The organism is Arenimonas sp., from assembly GCF_022842045.1.
GTDB lineage: Bacteria > Pseudomonadota > Gammaproteobacteria > Xanthomonadales > Xanthomonadaceae > Arenimonas.
Genome location: NZ_JALHQI010000011.1, coordinates 53,307 through 59,337, shown reverse-complemented (window position 1 = coordinate 59,337; position 6,031 = coordinate 53,307). Strand labels below are relative to the sequence as shown.

Annotated in this window: 5 protein-coding genes; 4 read left to right on the top strand and 1 reads right to left on the bottom strand. The window is 70.2% G+C overall.

What is annotated here, in order from left to right; genetic code table 11:
* Positions 1-1,039, bottom strand: a 1,039-nt coding sequence (locus tag Q0C12_RS04450; protein ID WP_290886723.1) for an AAA family ATPase, incomplete at its 3' end; no start/stop codon positions are given.
* Positions 1,040-1,169: 130 nt separating this feature from the next.
* On the opposite strand from Q0C12_RS04450, the gene hrcA reads away from it, so the two are divergent.
* From hrcA to dnaJ, 4 genes are all read left to right on the top strand, one after another.
* Entirely contained in the window at positions 1,170-2,213 is a 1,044-nt protein-coding gene (gene hrcA / locus Q0C12_RS04445; RefSeq protein WP_290886721.1) for a heat-inducible transcriptional repressor HrcA, read from the top strand.
* A gap of 45 nt (positions 2,214-2,258) precedes the next feature.
* The gene (gene grpE / locus Q0C12_RS04440) at positions 2,259-2,762 is read left to right on the top strand and encodes a nucleotide exchange factor GrpE (protein WP_290886719.1); all 504 of its coding nucleotides are present in this window, start codon (positions 2,259-2,261) and stop codon (positions 2,760-2,762) included.
* Between the two features lie 99 nt (positions 2,763-2,861).
* Complete coding sequence (gene dnaK / locus Q0C12_RS04435; RefSeq protein ID WP_290886717.1) at positions 2,862-4,781, top strand: molecular chaperone DnaK; 1,920 nt, start codon at positions 2,862-2,864, stop codon at positions 4,779-4,781.
* A 107-nt stretch (positions 4,782-4,888) separates the two neighbouring features.
* The gene (gene dnaJ / locus Q0C12_RS04430) at positions 4,889-6,013 is read left to right on the top strand and encodes a molecular chaperone DnaJ (protein ID WP_290886716.1); all 1,125 of its coding nucleotides are present in this window, start codon (positions 4,889-4,891) and stop codon (positions 6,011-6,013) included.
* The last annotated feature ends 18 nt before the right edge of the window (positions 6,014-6,031 follow it).

The window sequence follows — 6,031 nt, the reverse complement described above, 5'->3', positions numbered from 1 at the left end:
GGGCCAGGCGCTCGCCGCGCTCGGTGGCGCCGGCCAGGCCCTCAAGCTCGGCCTGCAGCGCATCGCGGCGGGCGGCGAGGCCGTCGAGCGGCACGCGGTGCTTGCGGGCGAGTTCGTGCAGGCGGGACAGGCGGTCTTCCAGCTGTGCCAGCCGGGCGGGGTCGAGGTCGAAGTCGTCGCGGATGCGCTCGAGGCCGGCGCCGGCTTCGGCCAGCTGGATGCCGGCCGATTCGATCAGTGAGACCACCTCGGCCAGGCGCGGTTCGTCGCCGCTGAGGCGGCCCAGCTCGGTGCCGACCTGGTGCAGGGCGCGACCCAGCGACAGCCCGTCGTCGCCGGCCAGGCGGGCCAGGGCCGACTCGCAGCCCTGCAGCAGCCCGGCGGCGTTGGCCTGGCGGCGGTGCGCGGCCTGCAGCTCCTCCAGGTCGGCCAGGTCCAGCGATTCGGCGGCCAGTTCCTCCACCTGGTGCTGCAGCCAGGCCACGCGCTCGCCGACGTCGCCGGCGCGGGCCAGGTCGGCCAGTTCGCGGTCGAGCGCGGCCCACTGCTGGGCCAGGCGCTGCACTTCGCCCAGCCGGGCGCCGTGCTGGCCGAAGGCGTCGAGCAGGGCCAGCTGCTGGCCGCGGTCGAGCAGGGCCTGGTGTTCGTGCTGGCCGTGGATCTCGACCAGGCGCTGGCCGAGCTCCGAGAGCTGGCCCAAGGTGGCGGGGCGGCCGTTGATCCAGGCCCGGGAGCCGCCGTCGGCGCGGATCACGCGGCGCAGCTGGCAGCCGTCGCCCTCGTCGAGCTCGTTCTCGCGCAGCCAGTCGCGCGCCGCCGGGGCGTCCTCGAGGCGGAACTCGGCGGCCAGCTCCGCGCGTTCGGCGCCGAAACGGACGATGCCGGCGTCGGCGCGGGCGCCGGTGAGCCACATCAGGGCGTCGACCAGCAGCGACTTGCCGGCGCCGGTTTCGCCGGAAACCACGGTCATGCCGGGCCCGAAGGCCAGTTCGGCGCTGCTGACGACGGCAAAATCCTTGAGCGTGAGATGGCTGATCATGGGCCGGGCGATTTTGCCTGAATCGCCCGAGGTTTAGCTGCCCCCGTCGCGAACGCCAGCGGCAGCCCCCCCGCGGGCGGGTAGGAAACGCGCGCTTGCGCCCCCGGGCGCCCGGCCTTATCTATGGCGGATGGACCTGAGCCTCGACCCGCGCGCCCGCCACCTGCTGCGCACCCTGATCTCCCAGCACATCCGCGACGGGGAACCGGTGGGTTCGCGCACGCTGGCGCGCAGCTCGGGCCTGGACGTCAGCCCCGCCACCATCCGCAACATCATGGCCGACCTCGAGGAGATCGGCCTGGTGGCGGCGCCGCACGCCTCGGCCGGTCGCATCCCGACGCCCCAGGGCTACCGGGTGTTCGTGGACAGCCTGCTGCAGGTCAAGCCGGTGCAGGAGGCGGAATTCAGCCAGATGCGCGCCAACCTGGCGCCGGGCGCCGGCACCCAGGCCCTGCTTTCAAACACGAGCGAACTGCTGTCGGCGATGAGCCAGTTCGTCGGCGTGGTCACCGTGCCCCAGCGCGGCCAGTTCGCCTTCCGCCACATCGACTTCGTGCCGCTGGACGGCCAGCGGGTGCTGGTGATCCTGGTGTTCACCGACAACGAAGTGCAGAACCGCATCATTACCCCGCGCCGGGCCTACACCCCGTCCGAGCTCGAGCAGACCGCCAACTTCCTCAACGCCCATTTTGCCGGCCGCAGCCTGCAGGAGATCCGCGCCACCCTGCTGCGCGACCTGCGCGACACCCGCAGCGAGATGGAGCGGCTGCTGTCGGCCGCGGTCGAGCTGTCCGAGCAGGCGCTGGGGGAGGGCGGCCAGGACGACATGCTGCTGGCCGGCCAGACCCGGCTGATGGGGGTCCAGGAACTGTCCGACCTGGATCGCCTGCGCGAGCTGTTCGAGGCCTTCGCCCGCAAGCGCGAGATCCTGCAGCTGCTCGAGCGCACCATCCATGCGCAAGGCGTCCGCGTATTCATCGGCGAAGAGACCGGCCTGGCCTCGATGGACGGCTGCACCGTGGTCACCGCCCCCTACGGCGCGAACGGCCGGGTGCTGGGGGTGCTGGGCGTGATTGGCCCGACCCGCATGGCCTACGAGCGCGTGATCCCGATGGTGCAGGCCACCGCCGACCTGCTCGGGGCCGCCTTGAATCCCGAAACCCCGGCCCCATAAGGCTGGGCGAGCCCGCGGGCCGCGCGGGGAAGCCAGTGGAAAACCATGCATAACGAGAACCCGACCCCGGGCGCGGAAGCGCCCGAAGACGACTACGGCCTGGACAACGAGCTCGAGCAGCTGCGCGCCGCGATGGCCAGTCTCCGCGAGGAGGCCCTGCGCGAGCGCGCCGAGCTCGACAACCAGCGCAAGCGCCTGGCCCGCGACGTCGACCAGGCCCGCCGCTTCGCCAACGAGAAGCTGCTGTCCCAGCTGCTGCCCGTGCTCGACAGCCTGGACGCCGGCCTGGCTGCCGCCAGCGCCGAGAGCGGCCCGCTCAAGGACGGCCTGGAGCTGACCCTGCGCCAGCTGCTGAAGGTGGGCGAGGACAACGGCCTGGCCCAGCTCGACCCGCTCGGCAAGGCCTTCGACCCGGAATGGCACCAGGCCATCAGCCAGATCGCCTCGCCCGGCCACGCCGCCGGCACCGTCGTGCAGGTGTTCCAGAAGGGCTATGCCCTCAACGACCGCCTGCTGCGCCCGGCCCTCGTGGTCGTGGCCGCTGAATGAATGCGTGACGGCCTCTTGAAGGCCTTCACCGCAGCCCCACTTTAGAATCATCCGCGGCCCACGCCGCAGCCAACACCAGAAAAATTACGGAGCATCCCCATGGGCAAGATCATCGGCATCGACCTCGGCACCACCAACAGCTGCGTGTCGGTCATGGAAGGCGGCGTGGCCAAGGTCATCGAGAACTCCGAAGGCGACCGCACCACGCCTTCCATCGTCGCCTTCACCAAGGACGGCGAAGTCATCGTCGGCGCCTCGGCCAAGCGCCAGGCCGTCACCAACCCCAAGAACACCTTCTACGCGGTCAAGCGCCTGATCGGCCGCAAGTTCACCGACGCCGAAGTCAAGAAGGACCTCGACCTGGTGCCCTACGGCATCGTCGCGCACGAAAACGGCGACGCCTGGGTGCAGACCGCGGACGCGAAGAAGATGGCGCCGCAGGAAATCTCGGCCAAGGTGCTCGAGAAGATGAAGAAGACCGCCGAGGCCTACCTGGGCGAGACGGTCACCGAAGCCGTGATCACGGTGCCGGCCTACTTCAACGACAGCCAGCGCCAGGCCACCAAGGACGCCGGCCGCATCGCCGGCCTGGACGTCAAGCGCATCATCAACGAGCCCACCGCGGCCGCGCTGGCCTATGGCATGGACAAGAAGGGCGGCGACCGCAAGATCGCGGTCTACGACCTGGGCGGCGGCACCTTCGACGTGTCCATCATCGAGATCGCCGAGATCGACGGCGAGAAGCAGTTCGAGGTGCTGGCCACCAACGGCGACACCTTCCTCGGCGGCGAAGACTTCGACGCCCGCGTCATCGACTACCTGGTCGAGGAGTTCAACAAGGAGCAGGGCATCGACCTGCGCCGCGACCCGCTGGCCCTGCAGCGCCTGAAGGACGCCGCCGAGCGCGCCAAGATCGAGCTGTCCTCGAACCAGCAGACCGAAGTGAACCTGCCCTACGTCACCGCCGACGCCTCGGGTCCGAAGCACCTGAACATCAAGCTGACCCGGGCCAAGCTCGAAGCGCTGGTGGACGACCTGGTCAAGAAGACCATCGAGCCCTGCCGCGTCGCGCTCAACGACGCCGGCCTGCGCGCCAGCGACATCAGCGACGTCATCCTCGTCGGCGGCCAGACCCGCATGCCGAAGGTGAAGGCCGCGGTGGCCGAGTTCTTCGGCAAGGACCCGCGCCAGGACGTGAACCCGGACGAGGCCGTCGCGATCGGCGCCGCGATCCAGGGCGGCGTGCTGGCCGGCACCGTCAAGGACGTGCTGCTGCTCGACGTCACCCCGCTGAGCCTGGGCATCGAGACCCTGGGCGGCGTGATGACCAAGATCATCGAGAAGAACACCACCATCCCGACCAAGGCCTCGCAGACCTTCTCCACCGCCGAGGACAACCAGTCCGCGGTCACGGTGCACGTGCTGCAGGGCGAGCGCGAGCAGGCCCGCTTCAACAAGTCGCTGGCCAAGTTCGACCTCAGCGGCATCGAGCCGGCGCCGCGCGGCATGCCGCAGGTCGAGGTGTCCTTCGACATCGACGCCAACGGCATCCTGCACGTGTCGGCCAAGGACAAGAAGACCGGCAAGGAGCAGAAGGTCGAGATCAAGGCCGGTTCGGGCCTGAGCGAGGAAGAGATCGCGCAGATGGTCCGCGACGCCGAGCAGCACCGCGAGGAAGACAAGAAGTTCCACGAGCTGGTGACCGCCCGCAACGCCGCCGACGGCCTGATCCACACCACCCGCACCGCCGTCACCGAGCACGGCTCGAAGGTCGCCGGCGAGGTGCTGGCCGGCATCGAGACCGCGCTGTCCGAGCTCGAGACCGCTATGAAGGGCGACGACAAGGCCCAGATCGAGGCCAAGACCACGGCGCTGCAGCAGGCCGCGCAGTCGCTGTACGCGGCGGCCGCGGCCGGCAACCAGGGCCCGCAGGACGCGGGTGAGCCGGGCCCGTCGGCCAAGGCCGACGACGTGGTGGACGCCGAGTTCACCGAGGTCAAGGACGACGAGCGCAAGTGACGTGTCCGTCCCGCATGCCGCCGGGCATGCGGGCTGGCTGCCCGCGTCGGGCCGGTGATTCCGGCGGGCGCGGGCGCTTTGCTGTCAGGGGTTGAGCAGGATTTCCAATGAGCAAGCGTGACTACTACGAAGTGCTGGGCGTGGCCCGCAACGCGACCGAGGACGAGCTGAAGAAGGCTTACCGGCGCGCCGCCCAAAAGCACCACCCGGACCGCAACCCCGGCGACGCCGCGGCGGAAGCCGCGTTCAAGGAGGCCAAGGAGGCCTACGAAGTGCTGTCCGACGGCGGCAAGCGCCGCATGTACGACCAGCACGGCCACCGCGCCTTCGAGCACGGCATGGGCGGCGGCAACGGCGGCGCCGGTTTCGGCGACGTCAACGACATCTTCGGCGACATCTTCGGCGACATCTTCGGCGGTGGCCGCCAGCGCGGCCCGCGCCGCGGCGCCGACCTGCGCTACGTGATCGAGCTCGACCTCGAGGAAGCGGTGTTCGGCGTCGAGAAGCGCATCGACGTGCCCACCCTGGTCGCCTGCACGCCCTGCAGCGGCAGCGGCGCCGAGGACGGCAAGGCCGAGAAGTGCCGGACCTGCCAGGGCCACGGCCAGGTGCGCATGCAGCGCGGCATCTTCGCCGTGCAGCAGGCCTGCCCGAGCTGCGGCGGCCGCGGCCAGACCATCGCCAGGCCCTGCAAGAGCTGCCATGGCAACGGCCGCGTGCAGGAAGACAAGGTGCTGCAGGTCAAGATCCCCGCGGGCGTCGACAACGGCGACCGCATCCGTCTCTCCGGCGAGGGCGAGGCCGGCCCGCCGGGCGGCCCGCCGGGCGACCTGTACGTGGAAGTAAGCGTGCGCGAGCACCCGATCTTCCAGCGCGACGGCAACGACCTCTACTGCGAGGTGCCGGTGCGCTTCTCGCAGGCGGCGCTGGGCGCCGACATCGTGGTGCCCACGCTCGACGGCGAGGCGCTGATCAAGGTGCCGCTGGAAACCCAGACCGGCAAGCAGTTCCGCCTGCGCGGCAAGGGCGTCAAGTCGGTGCGCAGCCACAGCCACGGCGACCTGCTGTGCCGCGTGGTGGTGGAAACCCCGGTAAACCTGACGGCGCGCCAGCGCGAGCTGCTCAAGGAATTCGAGGCCACCTTCGAGGGCGAGCATGGGGCGCGGCATTCGCCGCGGTCCAGTGGGTTCCTGGATGGGGTCAAGGCGTTCTGGGATCGCATGACTTCGTGAGGGAGGAAAAAGGAAATA